The following is a 22,018-nucleotide window of genomic DNA, read 5'->3' as shown; positions in this document are numbered from 1 at the left end:
CTCACCTCAGATTTACTGTAGAAGTTAGTAGAGTTGCTTGTTAACACTGACCGTGTCAAGTTTTCTGTGGCACCCTCAGCATACTGTTCTGTCGACCCGAATCGGTCAGAGCAGCCCCAGCACCGAGAAGCCGAAAACCGAGCCGGCGACCAGAAGTGCGGTCCACGCGCCGATGCTGACGGTCATCCATCCCACGACCGCTCGGCTCCGGCTGCCGGCGAACAGCGCGACGAGCGCGGCGACGTGAACGCCGGTCAGAACCGGCCCGCCGAGCGAGAGTCCCGGCAACCCGTACCGATCCCAGAGCCGACGGGCTCGAGCGTAGCGACCGCCGCCCTCGGACTCGTTGGTGCCGCGTCTCGCGCGCCACCACTCGGTCAGCCGGCGGTGAAAGACCACGAGCCCACAGACCGAGAGGGCGTTTCCGGCGAACGCGACGACCCCGGTCGCGATCGGATTCAGCCCGAGGCCGATCGCGATCGGAACGACGACGAGGATCTCGATCAGGGGAATCGCCGCGAAGACGAACACCAGGACGTACTGGAGGGCTCCGCCCGTCTCCTCGAGGGTCGCTCCGATCTCGACGAGCAGCGGTGTCAGCGTCGTCTCCATCGGTCGATACTTCGCGGCCGAGCGTAATACGGGATTCGACATTCGGTCCCGGCGGCCGAGGGGCAGTCGGCTGGTCGTGCCGATCAACTCCCGACGCCTTCGCTTCGAGCACTCGATCCCGCAGCGTGCGTAGCGAACGCCCGATGCATAGTCACGCCACAGCGTCATCGCCCCTCGAGCCCAATTCGGCGTCGATGAACGATCGTTCGATCCCCGCCTACGACGTCGCCGTCGTCGGCGGCGGTCCCGCCGGACTGACGACGGCGATCTATACGACCTGACTCGGCCACCGTACCGCCGTCTTCGAGAAGGAGGGCGGTCGACACGCGGCGGTCGGCCACGTCCACAACCTGCTCGGCGTCTCCGAAGACGTCTCGGGGCGCGAACTCGCCGCCCACGCCGTCGAGCAACTCGAGCACTACGGCGGCGATTTCTACCCCGACGCCGTCGAGTCCGTGACGAGCGTAGCGGATGGGGCGAACGCGGCCGACGGGGACGACTCGGACGACCCTCGATTCCGGTTCGAGTCAGCCCACGCAACCGCCGAGGCCGACAGGCTCGTCTTCGCGACCGGCTTCCGGGACCGCAGCCCGGACGTTCCGGAACTCGAGCGGTTTACGGGTCGGGGCCTCCACTACTGTCTGCACTGCGACGCGTACTCCCTGGGCGACGGCTCGGTCTTCGTGCTCGGCCACACCGAATCCGCCGCTCACGTCGCGATGACCATGTGCAACTTCACCGACGACGTCGACCTCCTGCTGGACGGACGGGATCCCGAGTGAGACGACGAGACGGACGCACAGCTGCGCGCCCACCCGGTCGACCGGATCGACACGGCCGTCGTCTCGGCCTACGAGGACAGCCGGATCGACGACGACGAGCCGCCGTGGATCGGTGGACTCTCCTTCGGGGACGGATCCGACCGTGACTACCTCGGCGGGTTCGCGATGTACGGCTCGGCGTACAACGCCGACCTCGCGTCGGATCTGGGCTGTGAACTCGGAGACGACGGCGCGATCGCGGTCGACGACCGTCGGGAAACGAGCGTCGACGGCGTCTACGCCGTCGGCGACGTCACCCACGGCCAGAACCAGACCACCATCGTGGCCGGCGACGGCGCCTATGCCGGCCTCGCGATCCACAAGGACCTGCGCCGGTTCCCGGTGGAACTCGAGGAACTCGAGGATCGGGAGGCGGAGACGAACGCTGCGGACAGTGACGAACTCGAGATCGAGGACGACGCACTCGCCGGCGAGGCTCCCGCTAGCACACCCCAGTTGCGGGCGCAGATGCGCCGCGTCCGCGAGATGGGGACCCATCCCGGGCTGTGCGAGCCGTCGCCAGGACGGGAGTGACGGTCAGTGCCCGGTCGAACGGCGTCGTTTCACTACCGTGTCAGCCCTTGTTTTAACTCACTAAGCTGTGAACGCGCTTGCATGACGGCAATCGTGTTCGATCTGGACGGGACCGTACTCCACTTTGACCGGCCGTATCGCGACATTCTCGCCGACGCCATCGCGGACGTCCGCGGCGACGCGACTGACACGTGGATCGAGACCTACGACGAGGCGTTTTTCGAGGCCTTCTTCGCGTGCGATCCCGATCCCGTCCGGCAGGCCTTCGATCGGATCGACGACTGTGCGGACCCCGAGTCCTACAGGGAGACGCTGCTCGAGACCGAAATCGACGCCATGTCGCCGCCCGAGAACGCCCACACCGACCTCGAGCGATTGGCAGGTGCGTTCGACCTGGGAGTCCTCACGAACGGCGTGCCCGAATGGCAACTGGCGAAACTCCGTGCGTACGACCTCGAGCAGTACTTCGACGCGACCGCCGTCTCGTACGAGGTCGGCGCCCACAAGCCGGCGACGGAGCCGTACCGCGAGCTCGAGAGCCGGCTTCCAGCCGAGGAGTACGTGATGGTCGGCGACAGCGACGACGACGTCGACGGAGCGACCCAGGCCGGCTGGGACGCATACCGGTACGAGGGGGACGGGTTCGGCGACCTTCCCGAGGCCCTCGACGGCGTCGACAGCGACCGTCAGTAGGTCCGGTACGTCGTCGAGCCAACCTCGATCCGGACGAGCGTGTTCTCCGCGTAGGCGTCCGGCTCCGCGTCGTACTTCTCGTTGATCCGGCGGCGGCCCGCCGCCGTCTGTTCCTCGTCGTCGACGACCGTCGCGGTTCCGAGCAGCGACACCATCCACTCGGTCTGGCCCGCCTCGTCGGCCTGTATCGAGAGCGCGACGCGCGGGTTCTCACGAATGTTAGCGAGCTTTCGCCCCGTCGTCACGATTTCGACGACGCCGTCCTCGTACCGATACCAGACCGGCGCGACGTGTGGTCGCCCCTCGAGGCAGGTTCCGAGGTGCGCCATCAGCGGCTCGCTCTCGAGCAGACGTTCGGCTTCGGCTGGCACAGTCACGGCGGCTGGACGATCAACTCCGAGGAGTAAAAGCGCCAGCCCTGCCGGTGCGAGATCACGAGCTAACCGGTTGTACACACTGTTCGAGAGGAGTTGTCCGTCGGCGACGCTGTCCGACTCACACCCAGCCGTTTGCGATCCAGTTGCAGATAGCGTTCCGGTACGCTCCTGGGATCGCTTCAGTCGCCGTCGACGACGAGCACCTCGTACTCGCAGGCCGTATCCAGCGCGAGGAGACTCGCGACCGCGCCGCGGAGGGAGTCCCCTTCGTTTCGTGCGGGCACGACCCAGGCCGGACTATGCTGTGTGATATTGTATAACCACCCCGGGATATAGAACATGAACTTTTATGAAGGATAGGGCAGAAGGGAGAGCTACAGATGGCACACCAGTCGGTCGTACACGTACTTGCACCCGAAGCAGCTCCACAGCTCCGAACGTCACACGAATCGTCCCCTGACGATACACCCACACGCGACTCCGATCCAAATCACGACGACCGACATGAGCACACGACACCCCACTCGAGCCCGAACCGATACCAGCACTGATACGAACTGCGATGAGTCGTTACCGGCTGATCGCGGATCGACGAGCGATCGACCGGCGATCACTCATCGCAAACCGGACGGATCGTCGACCACCGCTTCTACCGGATCAACATCGATCACCGCCACCGACCCGTCCAGCGACCGAACCCGGCCCGCCACTCGAGCGCAGGCGATGTTTTCTCACCGGAATAGGACTCGCCTCGAGAACCTCATCGACGAGTTCAACACCGCGGTCATCGGTACTGACTCCGGCTGATACTTTCGGATGAAAGTTAGCAAATATTTCTGCGCAGTACTGTACGTCGGTACCGCCGAACCCGCGATCCGTCTGCGGCTTCAGCGGTAACACGGTACAGCAATCCGTATCAGTCGTGTCGTAACTGACCCCCGTGAGCAACGGGACGCCTCTGGCGTCCGCCCGAGAGTGTTCCATGCATGCCACAATCGACGTGCGGGTTAGCTCGGCTCGTCGGCCGATTCGGAGCGACGGAGCCAGTCGGCGACGACTGCCTCTAGACTCTCCTGTGTGTCCGTCGCGACGTCGTCGCGCTGGAGGGTTACCTGGTAGATGCGCGCGCCGTTGAGACAGGTGAGCAACAGCGTCGCCACGAGTTCCGGGTCGATCTCGCGGAAGGTTCCGTCCTCGATCCCCTCCTCGACGATCGCAACGACAGTCGCCTCGACCGTCTCGTAGTTCCGGGTGAGCTGTCGGCGAAACTCCTGGTTGTACGGCGCTTCTGTGCGGACCTCGAGCAGTGCAGTCATCAACTCCCAGTGGTCGAACTCGCCGCGTTCGGGCGGGCCGAACAGAAGCGTCTCGATCAGCGTCAGGAGCCGTTCGTCGGGGTCCGCCTGGTCGTCGACGGCGATGTTCTGCTCGAACGCCTCGAGCAAGTACTCGAGAAAGGCGACGAGAAGGGCCTCCTTGGTGTCGTAGTGGTAGTGAATAACGCCTTTCGTCTTGTCGAACTCGTCGGCGATCGCCTGTACAGTCAGGTTCGCGTACCCGTCTTTACAGAGGGCCCGGTAGGTCGCCTGCATGATCGCCTCCTGCGTGTCGACGCCCTCGTCGCTGTCCGTTCCCATTCAGTTCACTCGTCGCACAATACCAGCAAAAGGATTGGGATACCGCTTGCTGTCGTCACACGCTCACGGCCGGTACAGGGAGGCAGTGACCACGGCTCGTCCGACCGATTTCCGGGTAACGGAGAGCCACTCAACTATTAATCCGCCCGATTCGGACTGTCCTCCGGTCGTCTCCGTCGAAACGATTACCGTCCATGATCCCACTTCTTCGATGAGAGGATGACCGACACCGCAATCCACCTTCCCGTCGCCGCCCAGCCCTCGATCGACTCGCTCGTCGACTACGCCCGACGGGCCGAAGACGGCGGTTACGACTGCGTCTGGCTTCCCGAGACGTGGGGCCGAGACGGCGTGACCGGCCTGACTGCGATCGCCGAACGAACCGACGACGTCGAGATCGGCTCGAGCATTCTCAACGCTTACTCGCGGTCACCGGCCCTACTCGGCCAGACTGCGGCGACCCTCCAGGAGGTCTCCGACGGACGATTTCGCCTCGGTATCGGGCCCAGCGGTCCCGCCGTGATCGAGAACTGGCACGGCCTCGAGTACGACAACCCGCTCAGACGAACCCGCGAGACGGTCGAAATCGTCCGCCAGGTGCTCTCCGGCGAGCGAGTCGAGTACGACGGCGAACAGTTCTCGCTGTCGGGCTTTCGACTTCGGTTCGATCCGCCCGAGCCGACGCCGCCGGTGGAGGTCACGGGAATGGGCCCGAAGGCGGTCGAACTCGCCGGACGCTTCGCGGACGGCTGGCACGGGATCATGCTCACGCCCCAGGGTGTCACGGATCGACTCGAGGACGTCGAACGCGGCGCTGAACTCGGCGACCGCGAACCGGACGACGTTCGCGTCACCGTCGGCGTCACCTGCTGTGCGCTCACCGACGCCGAACGAGCCCGGGAACTCGCCCGCCGACATGCCGCGTTCTACGTCGGCGGGATGGGGACGTTCTACCGCGACTCGCTCGTTCGCCAGGGCTACGACGAGGCCGCCGTGATCCACGAGGCCTGGCAGAACGGCAATCGCGAGCGCGCGCTCGCGTCCGTCTCCGACGACCTCCTCTCCGACCTCTGTGCCGCGGGCGATCCCGAGACTGCACGCGAGCGACTCGAGCGCTTCGAGAGACTCGAGGGAGTCGATGCGGTCGCCGTCAGCTTCCCGCGGGGTGCCGACGAATCGGAGATCGAAGCGACGATGGGGGCGCTTGCGCCGACCGGCGGCTGATACGGTCTGCTGCCCGTCGGTATCGCCGCACCCGGAGAACGGATCCCGGATGCGACGGTACACAGGGACGACAATCCGTATGACGGCCACCGAAGGTTGTCCGGTCCAGCTCTCGCAGTTACGGCCGTCCATCCAAGTAGTCGCAGTTACGGCCGTCCATCCAAGTAGTCGCAGTTACGGCCGTCCATCCAAGTAGTCGCAGTTACGGCCGTCCATTCAAGTAGTCGCAGTTACGCCAGTCCGGCCCGGCAGCCGACAGCTACAAATCGTCGATCGTTCCAGTTCGTCGTATGCCTGGGAAGGTTCCGCCGGACGAGTTGCTCGAGCACGTCTTCGATCGGACGGGGAGCGTCGACGAGACGGTGATCCAGGGGCCAGCGGACGGCGAGGATGCCGCCGCGATCGACTGGCCCGGCGGCGACCTCGTCGTCAGCTCCGATCCGATCTCGCTTGCTGCCTCGCAGGTCGGCACGCTCGGCGTCTACGTCGCCTGCAACGATATCGCCGCCTCCGGTGCCGATCCACGCTGGCTCACTGTCGTCGTCATGCTCCCCGACGAGGAGACGTCGTTCGAGGCGATCGCAACCGACCTCGATGCCGCCGCCGAGGAGGTCGGCGCGTCGATCGTCGGCGGTCACTCGGAGTACGTCGACCAACTCGAGCGCCCGCTCGTCTCGCTGACGGCGATGGGTGCGACCCGGACGTACGTCCCGACGGGCGGGGCCGAACCCGGTGATGCGGTTCTCGTCACCAAGGGAACCGGAATCGAAGGGACGGCCATCCTCGCGGCGGATTTCGGCGACGAACTCGACGTCGACGATGCGACCCGCGAGCGTGCTGAATCGTTCTTCGAGGAGATCAGCGTCGTTCCCGACGCACGGATCGTCCGGGAGTACGCGACGGCGATGCACGACCCGACCGAGGGCGGCCTCGCGGCTGGCTTGCTCGAACTCGCACGGGCGTCGGGCGTGCGACTCGAGATCGACCGCGATGCGATTCCGGTCCGGGCGGAGACAGAGACGCTGTGCGATGCGGCGGGCGTCGACCCGCTCCGGATCTTCGGCTCCGGCGCGTTGCTCGCGACGGCCCCGACCGACAGCGTCGAGGAGTGTCTCACCGACCTCGAGCGGGCTGGACTCGAGGCGAAGGCGATCGGAACCGTTCACCGCGGCGAGGCTGAACTCGTCCTCGACGGTGAGTCGATCGTCGACCCGGTGACGGACGATCTCTACCCGCTGTGGGAGTCAGCGGACGCAGACGAGTGATCGATCGACCTCGGATGTCGTGAGTTGGGCAGAGCCGACTCGTCGACGAACACGTTCTGCGATGGGACTAACCGTTCGTGGCCACCTCTGGGAATTCCCAGCGACCATAGGTTATTTCTGCTGTTGTCCCCCTTTATCATTCAGGAGCACTTATGCCTACTGTACGACCCACAGCGCGAACGGTCTGGGACGCAGTCTACGGGCGGATCGGAGCAGACCTTCGCGCCGTGATCCGGTATCAGCCGATGGACTGGGACTCCGTGATGCGTGATGACGTACGCGAACGGTACACCCACTCCGACACGCAGGCGATCGTCGATCAGACGATCGTCTGTCAGTTGAGCCACGGACGCCAGGAGCGTGCGTTCGAGTCGGGGTCGTTGAACGCACTCGTTCAGGTATTCGAGGATGCGTGGGTCGTCTCGTGTCCCGATTCGCCGGGTCGAAAATCCGGCGTTCTCGTCTCGATCGAACGCGACGGCAACGCGGCGACGATGGCCGACGTCCAGTGGTGTATCGATATCCTCGAGGAAGATACCGACCAACTTGTCGCGTAACCAACTCCACCCTACTTCGCTCACCGCATACGCGGTTCGCTCGTTGAGGGTAGCGTGGGACCGACGGTCCCGCACGACTTGAGGCCGGGGGCTCCGCCTCGAAATCGCTGAAATTCGTCTCAGCCGTCGACGAACAGCGTGTTCAACGCGTCGGGAACGACCAGCACGTCGTCGTCCGGCTCGAGCGCGTCGGTGACGTGTGGTTTCGCCTGCATGAGACAGTCCTCGACGACTGCCGGCGAGTCGGTGTCGGTCACGACGAGGTCGTGATCGCGGAGGACGCGTGCGACTACGAACGCACGCTGGGCGCCGGGTTCGTATCCTCGCCTCAGCTCGTCGTACAGCGAGTCGGCGTCAGACGCGTCCCGAAGTCGCCGATAGAATCGCCTCTCGCCGGTTCCCTCGCCCGCTCCTTCGGGAAGCGCTGCCGGGACGACGAGGCGTCCACCCGGACGGGTCGGATTTCGATCGCCGAGGGCGACGTAGGTCGCGCCGCGGGTCGCCTGGTAGAGGGTCGCATCTTTCGGCGCGCCGACGCCGCAGACAACGGCGTCGAACTGCCGGTCGATCGGCACCGAGAACGCGTCTCGAGCGGCGGCCGCGAGTTCGCGAACGACTCGTCGTGGCTCCCCCGCTTGCACGTCGAGGACGCCGGCGGGACCGTACGCGAGGTTGAGCACGAAGTCGAGGCCGACGAGGTCACCAGCCTCGTCGAGGGTCTCGCGGAACGGGTTCCCCTCGACGCGACCGAGTCGAACGCCGTCCCTGGCGAGCATGTCGGGACCGTGCGTGTAGCCGATCAGCGACTCGCTTCCAGCACCGATGACGACGGTCTTCGCGCCGCCGCTGAAGCCGGCGTACTGGTGGGGCTCGACGACGCCCGTCGAGAGCACCGTATCGGCGTCGGCGACCGGTTCGCCGATCTCGACTGGCACGTCGTCGCTCCCGTCACTCGAGTCGTGTGACGCGGCGCTGATCCGCCCAACCTCGACGACGGTGTCGGGGTCGTGGTTGACCGCGAGATCGGCGTGCTCGCCGAGCATCGACTCGATTTCGTCGTCAGTCATCGGTCGGTGCAACCCCAGTCCGATGACGACCGTCACCCGTTCGCGGTCGACGCCACACGCGAGCAGTCGCTCGAGTAAGGCCTCAAGGAGGACGTCGTCGGGTGCCGTCCGGGTAACGTCGGTGACGACGATCGCCACGTCGCCGTCGGGGTCGACCGTAGACGCGAGCGGCCGGCCGAGTGGCTCCTCGAGCGCGCGTTCTGCGGCCCGACGGACGTCGACGGAATCGCCGCCGGTGGGTTCGGCGACCGTCACGTCGTACTCGGAGAGCTGGACGTCGACGGTTTCCGTCCCGAGGGGAAGTTCCATACCGTTACGAGGGAACGACGGTTCAAAAGCGACGATGGTCGATGGCCGACCGCTTACTCAGTTCAATCTCGCTGAGATGTTCGATTACGTACGTTTCGATCAGGCTCGAGTCTCCTTTCGGGGTTCGACCGTCCGCTCGCGCCACCGGCTGCGGTCGATGATCCAGTCCCCCCGCCGTCGGTGGTCCAGTCACCCACCACCGGTGTGTCAGTTTCCCGCTGTCGGTGGTCCACTCTCGGTCAATCGTCCGCAATCGCGTCGGTCTCCGATTCCGGCTCCTCGGTCACACCTGACTCCGCGGATGCGGTCTCGCTCGGGATCAGGTGCTCGGTCGTTTCCCGGTGTGATCGGCGGCGTCGTCGGAGTCGACCGGCGATATTCTTCAGCAGAACTCGTCCGGCGAAGTCGATGGTCCGGCGCTCGCTTCGCGGGTAGAACGTGCCCAGTTCATCGTCCGGAACCGTCGTCGGTTCGAACGCCGGATCGGTCACCCTGTCGATTCCCTCGGTCAGCAGTTCGCTCTGGACCGCCACGACCCGGTCGAAGACGTCCCACATCGTCTCACAGCCGTGGAGGCTCACGTCCCTCGAGAGGACGACCTCGCCCCCGTCGACCGACTCGTTCAGCCGCTGGAGCGTCGTTCCGGCGGAGTCGCGGCCGTCGTAGAATATCGGCGGAACGCCCATCCCGCGATAGCGGCGGATGTCCGCGGGGTGGAAACTCAAGACGCCGTGGTCGGTCGCGGTCAGGATATCCCCCCGAATCAACCCGAACCCGAACAGGACGACGACGTCACAGCGCTTTGCGATCCGATCGACGACCTCGTCGGGGAACTCGTACCACGGACCGTCCGTTCGCGGCTCGCAACGAACGTGTGTCGCCTCCTCGAGACAGTGGAGATCGTCGACAGTGTGTCGATGCCAGAGCGGCTGTTCGTCCCCGAGAATCCGGCCGATCGTTCGTTCCGCGAGGACCAGCGCCCACGGCCCTTCTCGACGGAGTAGCTGGACGAACTGCGAGACGTCCTCGAGTCCGATCAGTCGTTTCGAGTTCCACGACTCGGCGACCGCATCGGAACTGTTCGCGTTGCTCACGACGAGCTCGACGTTCGCTCGACCGTCGCGTTGGAGACGCTCGATCGCACGGCGTTGCCACTCGTAGAGAAACGATTCGGAGAGGAGGCCGACCGAGACTGGGTCACCCGTCGACATGACCGTTTCCCCGGGCGGCGCCACTATAGTTACCACCACCCTTTTCCGGTCCGCGACGACGAATCGCACGACTGCGACGCGGTGTGGCGCACGCGAGTATTCCACACGTACCGCCGCTTCCGTCGGTATTTCGTTCCCTACGCACTACGTACGTCGATTTCAGCTGCTAAAATCGGATCGTACGGCTGTCCACGCGCAGATTACGGACGCTCGAGACCGGATCGGACGACGCCACGCCGAAACCCGACGCGGTCGTCACCGTCGGGCCCACTCGAGCATTCGGGCGTAGACCGGGTCGCTCTCGAGTGCCCGTGGGTCACCGACGAGAACGAGCGCCCGCTTCGGGCGGGTGAGCGCGACGTTGATCCGGCGGTAATCCTCGAAGATCGGTCCCTCGAGCGTTCCGGTCGCGGTAAAGGAGACGACGATGACCTCCTGACTCGAGCCCTGGAATCGATCGACGGTGTCGACGGCGACGTCCGTTGGAACGTGATTCGATATCGTCGAGACCTGCGCCCGGAAGGGCGCGATGACGCCGATCTCTGAGCGCTCGAGGCCGGCGTCCTCGTACGCTCGCACGATCTCCGCGATTCGGGCGGCCTCCTCGTCGTCGGTGTAGCGGCCGTCGTCGCCCTCGACGTCGACGAACGCGACGGAATCACGGAGGTCGGAGGGGAGGACCTCGCGGGAGACACCCTCGAGATCCTCGAGCGTTCGACCGGCGACGTCGGGCGTCGCGGGTCGAAGCTGGCCGTCGTAGAACTCGCGGGAGGCGAACGCCTGGATGCGCTGATTCATCCGGTACTGGCGGTCGAGCATGACTCCCGCGTCGGGGTAGCGCTCGACCAGTCGCTCGAACAGCGACTCGGTGAGATCGTTCTCCGCCCGAACGACCGGCGGAAGCTGTTCGTGGTCGCCGACCAGCACGAATCGATCGGCGAGGTTGACCGCCGCGAACGTCCCCGGCTCCGTGAGCTGGGCGGCTTCGTCGACTAACGCGGCGTCGAAGGATTGCTCTTTCATGATCCGTGAGCCGCAGGTCGCCGTCGTCGCCGCCACGATCTGTGCGTTCTGTAACTCGGCGACGCGTTCGGCCGGATCGCCGGCCCGCTCGAGGCGATAGGGCTCCATGTCCTCGCGGACGCCGCTTTTCGAGCCGACGCGGACGATCCGATCGGCGTCGACGACGCCGTCTAGCTGTTCGAGGACGGCCTCGAGGGCGTTGTCGACGGCGCGGTTCGTGAACGCGGAGAGGAGCACGCGCTCGCCGCGTTCGACCATCGCGCGGACGGTGCGAGCGATGGTGTAGGTCTTTCCGGTTCCCGGCGGGCCGTGGATCAACGCGAGGTCCCGCGCGCCGACGGCCGTGCGGACCGCCTCGTCCTGTGCGTCGTTGTTCTCGACGAACATCTCTGCGGGCCGGTCGAACGCCGGATCTTGCCGGCCAAACAGGACGTCCTTTCGGCGCTCGTCGCCTTTGAGCAGGACGTCGTGGAGCGCAACGAGCAACCGATCCGTCGTCAACTCGGAGGGGTAGACGTCGAGTCGGGTCACCTCGACCGGCTCGTCGGCCGTCAGGACGATTTCGTCGTCTAACCGCTCGATCCGGGCGAGTTCCGAGTTGCCCCGGACCGGGTGGCCGTCGCTCGCCAGCACCAGGTCTCCCTCCCGGAGCTTCGAGGTCACGCCGCCCTCGCGGCGCGTGTGAAGTTCCCAGCGCCCGCCCTCGAGCGGCCGCTTCTCGACGAACTCGAGGTCGATTAGCGCGCGGTCGTCGTCGGCTCGTTCCCGCGCGTCTTGTTCCCAGAGCTTGGCGTACTCGCGGTGGACCTCCCGGCGTTCCTCCTCGATCGCCCGGTAAAAGCGCTCGAAGTACTCGAGTTCCTCCTCGGGCAGGGCCTGCCCGATCTGGCCGGCTTTCGACTCCTGGTCGAGTCGGCCCGAGACGACCATGCAGGTGTCCTGTTCGAAACAGTACTCACACCTCGCGTCGCCCTCGTAGCCGGTCGGAACGTCGCCTGCCATCTCCATCGCGGCGATCTCGTTTCGGAGCCGGACGACGAATTTCAAGAGCCCGTTACCCATCGAGAAATCCTTCGCCGGCGTGAGGTCGCCGGTCTCCTCGTTGCGGTCGAGTGCGGAGTTTTTCGTATAGAGGAGGGTGCCGGTGTCGACGTCGCCGCCGCGTTCCTCGAGCAACAACGCGTAGCAGGCGGCCTGTACCTTGTCCTTGAACCGCGGTTCCTTCTTCAGGTTCTTCCCCGTCTTGAGTTCGACCGGCGCACCGCGGCGAACGGCGTCGGCCCGGCCGCGGATGCCGAACGTCTCACTGATGAGTAGCTGTTCCGAGCGCCAGGAGTCGTCTTCAGTGAGCCGACCCTGTTCGAGCCAGCTTTCGATCGCGGCAGCGTTCTCCCGGACGTCCTCGGCGGCGGCCTCGGGCGTCTCGCCGAGCAGGCCGAGCTGGAGTGCGCGCTCCTCGATGCGGGCTTCGATCGACTCCTCGAGGTCGCGTCCCCGCAGGAGGTCGCCGAAGACCTCGTGGACGAGCGTCCCCTTCACGACAGGGTAGTTAAGCGGGACTCCCGAGAGCTTGTTCAGGTAGTAGAGTCGAGGACACTCAACCCAGTTTCTGATCGCCGTCACGTTCACCAGGAAGCTCGGCTCGACGACGACGTAGGAGTCGCCGGTCGTCTTGTACCGCCGCTCGCCCCGGTACTCGTCCGCCGCGGCGTTCGTGACCAGTAGCTCCATCCCCGGCTCGAGGAGTTCGGCCGACTCCGTCCACTTGTTCCAGAGCGTCACCGTCGTCACGTCGCGTTCGTCGTCACGGGAGTCGTCGAGTCGGTCTGTGGCTCCCGTCGCCGTCCCGTCCCCGCGCTCGTCGACTGACTCGAGTCGAAGCGGTACCTCGGCGAGGTCGCTCTCACCGTAGCTCGTCGACACCGTTCGCACCCCGACCTCGCCCGCGACGGTTCCGCGTACGTTCACGGCTGTCCGTCAGGGCCGACCGCTCAAAAACGCTATCGATCCCGATCCTTCACGGACAGTTTCGCCCGATTTCGCGCAGTAACATCGGATTATCCCCTATCCGGGACCGGGGTGGCTCGAAACGGTCGCCGGCGCTTAAAGGCACCGGAGGCGAACCCCCCACACCATGAGCGACCCGAACAGTGACGACCGTCCAAACGTCGGCGGCCCCCCTGACGACAGCGATCGGCCGGCCGACGAACTCCGGGACGCCACCGATACCGATTCACAGGAGGAGCCGACGACCACCGGTGCCGACGTCGACTCCGGCACGGGCGTCGGCGACCACCCGGACGGGGGCCCCGATCCACGGGACGACTCGACGCAGGTAGCCAACGAAGAACGCCGGCGCAACACGTCGATCGTCAGCGCCATCGTCGCCGCGATCGGGGCGTGGGTCGCCCTCTCGGTGCTGGTGTTCGACGTCGGCGGGGCGTCGCTGTGGAACAACGTGCTCGTCGGCGCAGTAATCCTCCTGGCCGCCGGCTACAACGTCTACCGGCTCTCGAACGATATTCCGTTGAGCGTCGGCGTCTCCACGCTCGTCGCCGTCCTCGGTATCTGGCTGATCGTCTCCGCCGCGTTACTCGGCATGCTCGGGAGTCTGTTCTGGAGTACGCTCGCCGCCGGCTTGCTCGTCACCGGTCTCTCCGGATACAACGCCTACGAGGCCCGGGAGGCCCGGACGGTCGCAACCGAACCGGATACGCGATCCTAAGTCACCTCCTCGTCTCCCGTCACCGATACCGTCGTCGTGTTCACTCTGGGTCAGGCCGCGGTTCGACGTCGGCGTCGGCTTCGATCGTCGCCTCGAGACGTCGGAGGCGAACTTCGGCGGCGTGGTGGCCGGTTGCGACGACGGCAAACCCGACCATAACCGCGGCGAACCCGACTGCAACGGCGGGAGAAACGCCGTTTACGTAGCTGTTGACCACCTGTCCGACCGCGAGACCGATCGGACCGAAAACGAGCAGGCTGCTCTTGACTGGTGCGACACGAAACAGTTCTGCGAGAGAGAACGTTTCTCGAGTGGACATTTGAAATCGTCAGTTACGCGTACTGACGATCGAATTATCGTAGCCCTTTTGGTTCGTTCGTCGCGTTCCGGTCGACCGATACGTTCTTTCTGCTCGCCTCACAATCCTCGGCTATGCGGATTCGTGAGTGGCAGGATATACTCGAGGACGTCACCGACCGGGATGTCGATTCCGAGGGCTGGCGAGCGGTCGCCGGCGACCGCGCGGGCGGCGTCGGCGAGGATCTCTATCTTGGACACCCACGGGGCGGCGTCTTCTTCCTCAAAACGTACGCGAAAAACCCCTTCGAGGTTCGGGGCGTCGGCACGCAGGTCGCCCGAAAGCTCGACGACGAGATCGGCAGCTTCCTTCCACAGGCGGAGGCAGGCGGGCGCTTTGCCGTCCAGTCGCCACCCGAAGACGAGGAACACGCCGAAAGCGTCGCCAAGCGTCTCGAGACCGTCGTCGAGACTCACGCCGACGCGCCGACGCGGCCACAGGACTTCTTCGACGACGTGATGGAGGCCGTCGAGAGTCCGGCGTTCGGTCCGATGGAGTACGATCAGTACGACCGACCCGAGCAACTCGAGGAGCTCTCCGATCGCTTCGAGGAGGCCGACGAACTGCTGAGCGCCGAACTCGAGGAACTGATCGAGACCGACGAGGTCGACCGCGGGTTTATGTGAGCGGTTCGCGTCGCGGATCGCAGCGTGGCGGGCGATCGATGCGTCGGGTCACTTCTGCGTTTCTCGAGGGAGACGGCTGATCCCGCTCGACGTCGGTGTGTCGACGCGATCGTCACTCGTCTTCGTTTCCGCCGACTCCGACGACCGGTACTCCTGTCTGAACGTCTCGACGATGGCGACGAGGATGCCGATCAGGATCGGGCCGACGAACAGTCCGACGAAGCCGAGCGTATACACCCCACCGAAGACGCCGACGAGGATCACCGCGGGGTTCAGTCTCGCTCGCTTGTCGATCACGATCGGTCGAACGTAGTAGTCGATGAAGCTCACGACGGTAAGACCGTACACGGCGAGAAAGATCGCCGCCCCCGTCTCGTCGATGAGGAAGAGATAGCCGGCGGCGGGCGCCCAGATCATAAACACGCCGATCAGCGGTAAAAACGCGAGCACCATCATCACGATCGTCCAGAACACGACGTTCGAAATGCCGGCCAGATAGAGCCCGATGCCGGCGATCAGCGCCTGCAAGACGGCCGCGAAGGCGTGGCCGACGACGGCACCCCACGTCGTCCGATCGATCTGGTCGATCAGCGTCGAACTGACCGCCGGAGAAAGCGGACTCGCATCCGCGAGCCACGCGACGAGCGCCGGCCCGTCGAGCAACAGGTAAAACACCAGAAAGAGCACGAGTGCAACGCCAAGCGAGACGTGTAACGTGAGTTCGATCAGGTGCGAGACGTCCTGGAAGAACACGGAGAACAACAGCTCGGTCAACTGGCCGGCCGTCTCCTGAATGTCGACGTCTACGCCAGCGACCTCGGCAAGTTCCCGCTCGATCAGTGCGGTCTGCAGGTCCGTCTCTCCGCGCGAGATCGATCGGAGATCCTCGAGGAAGGCCGTCAAAATGTATAGGATCGGTAAGACCAACACGACGAAACTCGCGAGAATCAGCGTCAGCGCGGATGCCATCTCCGCGACTCGAGTGGACGCCAGCCGACCGCTCATAGACTCGAGGAGCCGGACGTGTAACGGGAACAGGACGTATGCGAGAAGAAGCGCCAACAGAACGTACTCGAGAAACGGACGGATGACGACGAACACCGAGAACGTGACGATCGCCAGGAGGACGTACAGAAACAGTTGTTCACGATTCATGGACGTATCGTATATTTCGTTCGTAAGAGTATGAATACACTCCGGTGAATTGGGACGGTCAATTTATACTGATAGTCTCGATCGGCCAACGATCGATGGGGCGAATCGCGACGCCTGCTGTTGCCACGGCCGCGCTTTTTCGTTCGTCGGCGGAAACTGGTTCAGTGTCCGTTACCCCCTCATCCATCGGTGACGAAGACGTCCACCCAGCGGCCGTCGCGGACGTCGTCGACGTACTCGAGCTCTCCTGGCTCCTCGCCGGGCTCGCGGTCGTCGCGGCGTGGTACGGCTCGAAGTTCCTGACCGATCGGCTTCGTCCGCGACTCGAGGAGCGCGTGCTTCGGCCGACGACCGCGAACGCGGTCCTGTTGATCGTCCGAATCGGGATCGTCTGCTACGCGTTCGTCCCGTTCGCCGGCCTGCTGGGATTTCGTCCGCAGAACGTCTTGCTCTCGTTTACCGTCCTCTCGCTCGTTCTCGGAGCGGTGCTCGCGCCGGTCGGCCGGAGCTACGTCAGCGGGCTGTTCATCCTCGTCAACCGCCCCTACGAGGTCGGCGACATGATCGAACTCGTCGACCGCGAGGAGCGCGGCTACGTCGACGACATCTCGCTCGGCTATACCCGGATATACGCACTCGACAACTCGTTTCTGGTGATCCCGAACGAGACGATGCGCGAACGCGACGTCCGCAACCGCTCGGCGGAGGACGAACGGAACCGACTCTCGCTCGAGGTCTGTGTCACCTACGAGGGCGACCTCGAGCGAGCCTGTTCTCTTCTCGAGCGCTCGGCACGACGGGTCGACGGCGTCATCGAGGGTGGGCCACCGATCCGGATCGGTCGGTCGCGGTTCCCGGCAGGGCCGACGGCGTTCGTCCGGGAGTTCGCCGACCACGGCATCCTGATCGACCTGAAACTCTGGACCGAGGAGCCCTACCTCCCGCTGAAGGTCCGATCGGCCGTCCACCGAAACGCCTGGAACGCATTCGAGGGCGAAGACGTCGAGATCGCGTACCCACACACCCACCACGTCTTCGACGAGACGAGCGGACGAGCGCGCGTCGCGTTCGAACCGCCCGACGGCGAGCCCTCCGAGCGCTCCGGCGACACCAGCGGACTCGAGGGAAACGAGGGCAAATCGCTCGAGCGGACCCGCAAGCGAGCCGCGACGGGAACCAGCGCTCGCCGGTCTGCCGGCCACGAATCCGACTCCGAGCGGCCGTTTTGATACGGACGGTAACCCCGGTACGGCACGGATGCGGCCTGCGTTCGCGTCCGATGCGTCTTTGTGATTGCCCGCCGGAGTATCCGCCGATGACCGCACGCGCCGAGGAGACCGTCCGCGACTACTACGACGCGCTCCGTGAGGGCGACCCCCTCGAGCCGTACTTCCTCGCCGACGACTCGACGGTCAAGTTCGGGATCGGCGAGGCACTGTTCGGATACGACGAGGTCGCGGAGGCACTCCGGGAACAGACCGAGACGACCGACGACTGGGCGGTCGAGAGTCACCGACTCGTCGTCGACGACCGCGGGCCGGTCGCGACCGTCGCCGACGAGGTGACGATGGCCTGGACCGACCTCGAATCCGACGAGCGACGCGAGTTCGAGACGCGATGGAGCGCGACGTTGCTCCTGACAGACGCTGAATTCGGAGACGCTGATCGGGCTGGACTCGACGACTCCGCGTCCGCCGGAAACGACTGGCTGTTCGCATCGATGCACGTCAGTACGGCCGACGAGCTATGACACGACGACGCGGCCGGGGCTCGACTCCGGATGGACGACGCTCGCGGCGACGGCTCGCCGCCGGATTCGTTCTGTTAGTCGGACTCTCCGGTGGGACGATGGCGCTTCAGGGTGACGCGTCAGTTCCGACGATCGGACTGATGACGGCCATCGGGCTCGTCGCCGGCGGCGCGTTGTTGTGGTATCTCCGCTGGATCGCATCCTCTGGCAGCCGCTGAACGTCGATACACACCTGCTCGCGAGTTCTCGGCCGGAACCAGCGTCCCGTCGCCGATTTTGGCTCGACGCTGCGAGCCGTGTGTCAGGTTACAATCGCGGTGTGCGTTCCGAGAACGATGGTCGCCTCGATCCGTTACCGGTCGACGCGTCGAAGCCACAGCCGCGGCGCGTCGAGTTCGTCCTGACTGGGCAGGTTCTCTGGCTGGTCCCAGACCCGACTCGCGGTCTCGAGGTCGCTCGCGGTGACGACGCCCTCGAAGAAGCTCTTCCCGCGTTCGTACTGGCGCTGTTTGAGGCCCAGACCGAGCAGTCGCCGGAACAGCGTCTGAAGCGGACCGCGACCCTGCCGGCGGGCGTCGAGTTTCCGACGGAGATCTGCGTACTCGTCGTCGAAGGCGTGGTCCATCAGGAGTTCGGCGTACCCCTCGACGACGGTCATCGCGGCGTCGAGTTCGCGGAACGCGTTTCGATCGAACGAACCCGCCGAGAGGGCGGTGATCCCATCTTCCATGCGGGTCTCGAGGTGTGTCGAGAGCCACGGGGCCGCGCCGAACTCCGCGGCGTGGGTCACCTCGTGGAAGGCAATCCAGCGCCGGAAGCGGTCGGGATCGACGTCGAGCGTCTCCGCGGCGTGTAAGATGTTCGGGCGGACGAAGTACAGCGCGTGGTCGTCGTCGGGGGTGTCGGCGAGCAACAGCGGATCGTACTGACCGAGGACGTTTCGGCCGAGAAAACCGAGCAACACGGCCATCGTCCCGGTGTTGATCGTCCGAGCGACGCCGGGAAAGACGTCCGTATGAGCCTCGAGCGTCCCCATCACGCGCTCGAAGGTGGCGACGTTAGCGTCGATCCAGTGGTGGCGGTTCTGGATCTCGACGGTCTCGGGGACGTCGAACTCGGCCCCCGAAACCGTCCGGACGGCGGCTCGAGCCTCCCTGACGTCGCGTGCGTACGCCTCGGCCTCGCCGGGCTCGAGGGCGACCGAACCGGGGTCCGTCGCTGCCTTGGCGGCGTCGGCAGCGGAGCGCCAGTCGATCGCCTCGCCGTCGGAGCCGGACGCCCCGGCGACGGCCCGGGCGCTGCGATAGAGGTTCACAGTGACGAATACGGCTGTGAGACGCAAAAACGTTCGGCTCGGTTAGTTGACGATCACGTCGGGCTGGTCTTCCTCCTCGAGGTCAGGTTCGTCGTCGCCGCCGAACTTCCTGGCTGCAGCGGCGATAGCGACGAGGACAGCGAGGGCGACCACTGCGCCGATCGCCTTACCGGCCGAGCCGGCGTCGTCGGCGACGCTGGCTTCTTCCTCGTCGTCGGTCTCGGTCTCCAGTTCGGGCGGTTCGGCCTCCTCGCCGAACGGGAGCGCCTCGCCGATCTCGCGGGGACCGAACTGAGTGTCGCCGTCTAGGTGCAACTCGATGAACGTGAATTTCCGTTCTCCCATACTCGAGGGGACGACGACCGGACACTTAGCCGTTTGGTCGATCCAATGATGGCGACCGGCCGGAGAGGATCGAGTCGTGTGAACACGGTCGCGTTGGACCGGTACGATTAAGTGTCCGTCACCTGCGCTCTTTCGTATGAGTGGACGACCGCTCGACGTCCTCGAGGCGTCGCTGGGCGAACGCGTGACGGTACGACTCAAAAGCGGCGACGAGTACGTCGGTGACCTCGCCGGCTACGACCAGCACATGAATCTCGTGTTGGACGACGTCACGATTCCGGGCGAGGAGTCGCCATCGGACGGGGAGCCGACCGAAGACACAACCATTATACGCGGCGACAACGTCGTTTCGATCACTCCATGACTGGTGCAGGAACCCCGAGCCAAGGAAAGAAAAACAAGACGACCCACGTCAAGTGTCGTCGGTGCGGAGAGAAGTCCTATCACGTGAAAAAGGAGGTCTGCTCGTCGTGTGGCTTCGGCAAATCGGCCAAACGCCGCGACTACGAGTGGCAGTCGAAAACCGGCGACCACTGAATTGGGACAGAGGTTTTCGACAGCCAACTGCGAACCGAACGGATATAGACGTGTATGCGGCCGGTGACTGCGGTCTGACACCGGCGACTCTCCTTCAGTTACCTATTTTGAACGGTCCGTTTCGATCGCTTGGATTGACGCTGCTCCAGGCGAGAACGCTTTCGACTTCGCCGTTCGTACAACGTGATAGCGATACGAGATTCCGTTTGGGACACGGAGCTCGTTTACGTTCTTTCCGCAGGTCTCGGTTACAGCCTCTCGAAGAGGGTTGATCGTTCTCAATTGGCCATCCAGGTGGAGTAACCAATATAGGTTACATAGGCCGTGATTTTACGGAAGAAGTAATTACCTCCAGTTCACAGAGTGCGATATACCAGCCGTGCTAAGCAGCTGCATACGACGCGGTCCGCTGGAGACTCCATTCGAGACGTGACTGGACAATGACGAACACGAAATCCGAGACCCGACGGCAGACAGACGAACGGCATCGCACAGGGCGACCGAACCAACTGACTGAACGGAACGGCTGCCCCGAGTGCGGGGGCCGACTCCATCCGGATGAAAATCAAACCTATTGCGAATCCTGTGGGCTCGTGGTCAGCGACGAGCCGATCGATCGAGGACCGGAGTGGCGTGCGTTCGATTCGGCCGAGCGGAATCGCAAGTCTCGTGTCGGTGCCCCAACCACAACACTGTTGCACGACCGCGGACTTTCGACGGTAATCGATTGGCGCGATACGGACGGCTACGGCCAAGTGCTCTCCGACAAACGGCGAAAGCAGTTCCAGCGGTTGCGTCGATGGGACGAACGCTTCCGGACGAAAGATGCGGCTGAACGAAACCTGAAGCACGCGCTCGGTGAAATCGAACGAATGGGCGCTGCACTCGGTGTTCCCGACGACGCCTGCAAAACTGCCAGCGTCATCTATCGGCGAGCGCTCGAGGCGGAGCTACTGCCCGGCCGATCCATCGAAGCGATGGCGACGGCAGCCCTCTACGCAGCAGTTCGGCAGGCGGGAATCCCGAGATCGATCGACGAACTCGCACCGGTAAGCCGGATCGATTACCTCGAGTTAACACGAGCGTACCGGTACCTCGTCCGCGAACTCGAGTTGCCGATGGCTCCGCCGGATCCACTCGAGTACTTGCCGCGGTATGCCTCCCGCCTCGAGCTGTCGAACGAAACCGAGCGGACTGCACGTGAGGTCCTCGAGGCCGGCGTCGAGGAGGGCGTTCACAGTGGTAGACATCCGGTCGGGCTCGCCGCAGCGGCACTCTATGCGGCATCTCGACTTACCGGCGAGGACTTGACACAGAACGAGCTGTCAACAGCGATGGACGTGAGCAAAGTAACGATCAGGAACCGGTACCAGGAGCTGCTCGAGGTCGCCACAGAGGGCTGATACAGACTGCTGTCGTTCGGCACTGATGATTGCTGGCCCCGTTCGAGGGCTCACCGGAACAACGTGACAACAATTCGTGTGATTGCTCTGGTCGATAGGGGAACAAGGGGAGTATTTTGGAGGTGTGGGAAATCAGAAATTTCCGTGACCGCAAAATGTGAAACCACCCCGATGCTACGCGACTGCTTCACGTCTCGGTCCACTTGTCCCACGGGTTCGTTCATCCGCTGTGAGTTCGAGTGTCTGGGATATTTCGAAACCCGAAGGTAATCAATATCAGTTAATGATTTAGGATCCTGGCGGAGCTATCAACCACAATGGGTTCATGTATTGGATTTGCTACAATAGCCTTTTGTTCTCACGGTCGAAGGTACCGGCGATGAGTTCCGAACAAGATCACCTCAAAGAAACCGACACTGAAGCCCGGTTCGAGTTCAAGAAAGAGGAGAACGCCGCGGTGCGCTCCGAGAAGGG

General features: G+C 64.4%; 22 protein-coding genes and 2 pseudogenes. 13 read left to right on the top strand and 11 right to left on the bottom strand.

Annotated elements, in window-relative coordinates:
* Positions 1-105: 105 nt before the first annotated feature.
* Positions 106-612: a small multi-drug export protein gene (locus FYC77_RS18520; protein ID WP_149082981.1), complete on the bottom strand. Its 507-nt coding sequence runs from the start codon at positions 610-612 to the stop codon at positions 106-108.
* Positions 613-806: 194 nt separating this feature from the next.
* Between FYC77_RS18520 and FYC77_RS18515 the strand changes: the two are divergent.
* Both FYC77_RS18515 and FYC77_RS18510 read left to right on the top strand, forming a co-directional pair.
* Positions 807-1,967: pseudogene (locus FYC77_RS18515) on the top strand (NAD(P)/FAD-dependent oxidoreductase).
* A gap of 81 nt (positions 1,968-2,048) precedes the next feature.
* Positions 2,049-2,660 (top strand): HAD family hydrolase, encoded by a 612-nt coding sequence (locus FYC77_RS18510; protein ID WP_149082980.1) that lies wholly within the window; start codon positions 2,049-2,051, stop codon positions 2,658-2,660.
* Here FYC77_RS18510 and FYC77_RS18505 read toward each other — a convergent pair.
* The 3 genes and pseudogenes from FYC77_RS18505 to FYC77_RS18490 all read right to left on the bottom strand — a co-directional run bounded on the left by FYC77_RS18505 (position 2,654) and on the right by FYC77_RS18490 (position 4,674).
* The gene (locus tag FYC77_RS18505; RefSeq protein ID WP_149082979.1) at positions 2,654-3,037 is read right to left on the bottom strand and encodes a pyridoxamine 5'-phosphate oxidase family protein; all 384 of its coding nucleotides are present in this window, start codon (positions 3,035-3,037) and stop codon (positions 2,654-2,656) included. The genes FYC77_RS18510 and FYC77_RS18505 overlap by 7 nt on opposite strands.
* Before the next feature lie 182 nt (positions 3,038-3,219).
* Positions 3,220-3,378, bottom strand: a pseudogene (locus tag FYC77_RS18500) (glycosyltransferase); the annotation flags it as partial.
* A 666-nt stretch (positions 3,379-4,044) separates the two neighbouring features.
* Positions 4,045-4,674: a TetR/AcrR family transcriptional regulator gene (locus FYC77_RS18490; protein ID WP_149082978.1), complete on the bottom strand. Its 630-nt coding sequence runs from the start codon at positions 4,672-4,674 to the stop codon at positions 4,045-4,047.
* A 219-nt stretch (positions 4,675-4,893) separates the two neighbouring features.
* Here FYC77_RS18490 and FYC77_RS18485 point away from each other — a divergent pair, with 219 nt between their 5' ends.
* The 3 genes from FYC77_RS18485 (at position 4,894) to FYC77_RS18475 (ending at position 7,720) form a co-directional block, all read left to right on the top strand.
* A complete protein-coding gene (locus FYC77_RS18485) occupies positions 4,894-5,898 on the top strand; it encodes a TIGR04024 family LLM class F420-dependent oxidoreductase (RefSeq protein WP_149082977.1) in 1,005 nt (334 codons plus the stop codon).
* A gap of 290 nt (positions 5,899-6,188) precedes the next feature.
* The gene (locus tag FYC77_RS18480; protein WP_149082976.1) at positions 6,189-7,163 is read left to right on the top strand and encodes an AIR synthase family protein; all 975 of its coding nucleotides are present in this window, start codon (positions 6,189-6,191) and stop codon (positions 7,161-7,163) included.
* 152 nt (positions 7,164-7,315) lie between these two features.
* Positions 7,316-7,720, top strand: a complete 405-nt coding sequence (locus FYC77_RS18475) for a hypothetical protein (RefSeq protein WP_149082975.1) — start codon at positions 7,316-7,318, stop codon at positions 7,718-7,720.
* A gap of 119 nt (positions 7,721-7,839) precedes the next feature.
* Here FYC77_RS18475 and FYC77_RS18470 read toward each other — a convergent pair whose 3' ends face one another.
* The 3 genes from FYC77_RS18470 to FYC77_RS18460 all read right to left on the bottom strand — a co-directional run bounded on the left by FYC77_RS18470 (position 7,840) and on the right by FYC77_RS18460 (position 13,298).
* Positions 7,840-9,096, bottom strand: coding sequence for a lactate racemase domain-containing protein (locus tag FYC77_RS18470; protein ID WP_149082974.1), 1,257 nt, complete (start codon positions 9,094-9,096; stop codon positions 7,840-7,842).
* Positions 9,097-9,335: 239 nt separating this feature from the next.
* Complete coding sequence (locus FYC77_RS18465; RefSeq protein WP_149082982.1) at positions 9,336-10,307, bottom strand: formyltransferase family protein; 972 nt, start codon at positions 10,305-10,307, stop codon at positions 9,336-9,338.
* A gap of 255 nt (positions 10,308-10,562) precedes the next feature.
* The gene (locus FYC77_RS18460) at positions 10,563-13,298 is read right to left on the bottom strand and encodes an AAA domain-containing protein (RefSeq protein WP_149082973.1); all 2,736 of its coding nucleotides are present in this window, start codon (positions 13,296-13,298) and stop codon (positions 10,563-10,565) included.
* A 166-nt stretch (positions 13,299-13,464) separates the two neighbouring features.
* On the opposite strand from FYC77_RS18460, the gene FYC77_RS18455 reads away from it, so the two are divergent.
* Complete coding sequence (locus FYC77_RS18455; RefSeq protein ID WP_149082972.1) at positions 13,465-14,055, top strand: SPW repeat domain-containing protein; 591 nt, start codon at positions 13,465-13,467, stop codon at positions 14,053-14,055.
* Between the two features lie 40 nt (positions 14,056-14,095).
* On the opposite strand, the gene FYC77_RS18450 is transcribed toward FYC77_RS18455, so the two are convergent.
* The gene (locus tag FYC77_RS18450; protein WP_149082971.1) at positions 14,096-14,374 is read right to left on the bottom strand and encodes a hypothetical protein; all 279 of its coding nucleotides are present in this window, start codon (positions 14,372-14,374) and stop codon (positions 14,096-14,098) included.
* A gap of 113 nt (positions 14,375-14,487) precedes the next feature.
* Between FYC77_RS18450 and FYC77_RS18445 the strand changes: the two genes are divergently transcribed.
* A complete protein-coding gene (locus FYC77_RS18445; RefSeq protein WP_149082970.1) occupies positions 14,488-15,039 on the top strand; it encodes a hypothetical protein in 552 nt (183 codons plus the stop codon).
* Between the two features lie 48 nt (positions 15,040-15,087).
* Here the strand turns inward: FYC77_RS18445 and FYC77_RS18440 are convergent, their stop codons facing one another.
* Entirely contained in the window at positions 15,088-16,194 is a 1,107-nt protein-coding gene (locus FYC77_RS18440; RefSeq protein ID WP_149082969.1) for an AI-2E family transporter, read from the bottom strand.
* Between the two features lie 164 nt (positions 16,195-16,358).
* Here FYC77_RS18440 and FYC77_RS18435 point away from each other — a divergent pair, with 164 nt between their 5' ends.
* From FYC77_RS18435 to FYC77_RS18425, 3 genes are all read left to right on the top strand, one after another.
* Positions 16,359-17,423 (top strand): mechanosensitive ion channel family protein, encoded by a 1,065-nt coding sequence (locus FYC77_RS18435; protein WP_238387033.1) that lies wholly within the window; start codon positions 16,359-16,361, stop codon positions 17,421-17,423.
* An 86-nt stretch (positions 17,424-17,509) separates the two neighbouring features.
* The gene (locus FYC77_RS18430) at positions 17,510-17,944 is read left to right on the top strand and encodes a nuclear transport factor 2 family protein (protein ID WP_149082967.1); all 435 of its coding nucleotides are present in this window, start codon (positions 17,510-17,512) and stop codon (positions 17,942-17,944) included.
* Complete coding sequence (locus FYC77_RS18425; RefSeq protein ID WP_149082966.1) at positions 17,941-18,162, top strand: hypothetical protein; 222 nt, start codon at positions 17,941-17,943, stop codon at positions 18,160-18,162. The genes FYC77_RS18430 and FYC77_RS18425 overlap by 4 nt, the downstream gene beginning before the upstream one ends.
* Before the next feature lie 134 nt (positions 18,163-18,296).
* Here FYC77_RS18425 and FYC77_RS18420 read toward each other — a convergent pair whose 3' ends face one another.
* Together FYC77_RS18420 and FYC77_RS18415 are read right to left on the bottom strand one after the other, a co-directional pair.
* Positions 18,297-19,259 (bottom strand): zinc-dependent metalloprotease, encoded by a 963-nt coding sequence (locus FYC77_RS18420; RefSeq protein ID WP_149082965.1) that lies wholly within the window; start codon positions 19,257-19,259, stop codon positions 18,297-18,299.
* Between the two features lie 42 nt (positions 19,260-19,301).
* The gene (locus tag FYC77_RS18415; RefSeq protein WP_149082964.1) at positions 19,302-19,604 is read right to left on the bottom strand and encodes a hypothetical protein; all 303 of its coding nucleotides are present in this window, start codon (positions 19,602-19,604) and stop codon (positions 19,302-19,304) included.
* A 136-nt stretch (positions 19,605-19,740) separates the two neighbouring features.
* Here FYC77_RS18415 and FYC77_RS18410 point away from each other — a divergent pair, with 136 nt between their 5' ends.
* The 3 genes from FYC77_RS18410 (at position 19,741) to FYC77_RS18400 (ending at position 21,544) form a co-directional block, all read left to right on the top strand.
* Positions 19,741-19,968: an LSM domain-containing protein gene (locus FYC77_RS18410; RefSeq protein WP_149082963.1), complete on the top strand. Its 228-nt coding sequence runs from the start codon at positions 19,741-19,743 to the stop codon at positions 19,966-19,968.
* Positions 19,965-20,141: a 50S ribosomal protein L37e gene (locus tag FYC77_RS18405; RefSeq protein ID WP_149082962.1), complete on the top strand. Its 177-nt coding sequence runs from the start codon at positions 19,965-19,967 to the stop codon at positions 20,139-20,141. The genes FYC77_RS18410 and FYC77_RS18405 overlap by 4 nt, the downstream gene beginning before the upstream one ends.
* Before the next feature lie 440 nt (positions 20,142-20,581).
* The gene (locus FYC77_RS18400) at positions 20,582-21,544 is read left to right on the top strand and encodes a transcription initiation factor IIB (RefSeq protein WP_149082961.1); all 963 of its coding nucleotides are present in this window, start codon (positions 20,582-20,584) and stop codon (positions 21,542-21,544) included.
* Positions 21,545-22,018: the final 474 nt, after the last annotated feature.

It is taken from the genome of Natrialba swarupiae (assembly GCF_008245225.1).
Lineage (GTDB): Archaea > Halobacteriota > Halobacteria > Halobacteriales > Natrialbaceae > Natrarchaeobius > Natrarchaeobius swarupiae.
The sequence above is the reverse complement of the archived record's forward strand: the minus strand, read 5'-3'. Positions and strand labels throughout refer to the sequence as shown.